We start from the raw sequence: 938 nt of genomic DNA on the forward strand, positions 1-938 counted from the left end.
CAGTTCGGCGCCGAGAGCGGCAGCGAGGCCGCTTTCCGCCCCTGGCGGGACGAGTGCGACTGCTGCTCGCCACGCGCTGCGTGCCACCTCGTCGTGCTCGTCCTGGACCATGCGCGCCACTGCCGACCACGTAGCCGGGTCGCCGATCTTCGACAAGGTGTGCAGGGCCTGGCTGCGCGCCTGCGTGATGTCCGACCGGAGTTCGGCGAGCAGTCGCGGCACGGTCACCTCGACGGGCAGGCGGCACAGTGCCCAGGTCAGCATGTCGCGGACGAAGAAGTCCGGCTCCACCGCGCACCGCTCGACCAGCGCCGTCGCAGTACGAGGATCGGCCGCGGTGCCCAGCTCGAGTGCTGCGCGTAGTCGTACGGTGGCGTCCTCGGCGGCCAGGGCGTCGACCGGGACGCGATCGAACGGGCCGTGATGTGTGCTCATGGAAGGCACCTCCTTCGCCGACCATTCGAGCGCTTGTCACAGTGTCAAGGTCAAGACGTACGTCCCGGACGATAGCCGAGGGGGAGGGGAGAACCGTCTCCATTTCCGAATGTCCAGGAACGACGAACGGGGCCCCGGACCGTGAAGGTCCGGGGCCCCGTCGGGTTACGAGCCGCTGGTGCGGATCAGTGCGACTTGTCGGGCAGCTGGGCTGCGCCGTCGCCGTTTCCGTGCACACGCTCCTGGTACTCGCGGAGCGTGTTCCGGAGCTCGAGCTCGGCCTCGTGGTGGGCGGCCTCGAGCGCGGCCGCTTCGTCGGCCGGGTCGGGGCTCCACCAGCTGCCGGCACCGGGCTTGCCGGCACTGCCGAGGCGGTTCATACGCTTCGGGATCGCGGCACCCTGGTACTCGAGCGGGACCGGGTGGCCGTGCTCGTCCACCGGGCCGAGCGGCTGGTGGATCTCGATGTACTCGCCGGTCGGCAGTCGACGGACGATGCCCGT

The 938-nt window shown here is 70.1% G+C and carries 1 protein-coding gene and 1 pseudogene; both read right to left on the reverse strand.

Going from position 1 to position 938, the window contains the following annotated elements:
• The coding region (locus R1101_RS0124465; protein WP_016935761.1) for a HEAT repeat domain-containing protein at nucleotides 1-435 on the reverse strand (435 nt) is incomplete at its 3' end.
• A gap of 185 nt (nucleotides 436-620) precedes the next feature.
• Nucleotides 621-938: pseudogene (locus R1101_RS0124470) on the reverse strand (cytochrome b); the annotation flags it as partial.

The organism is Rhodococcus sp. R1101, from assembly GCF_000278445.1.
Lineage (GTDB): Bacteria > Actinomycetota > Actinomycetes > Mycobacteriales > Mycobacteriaceae > Rhodococcus > Rhodococcus gordoniae.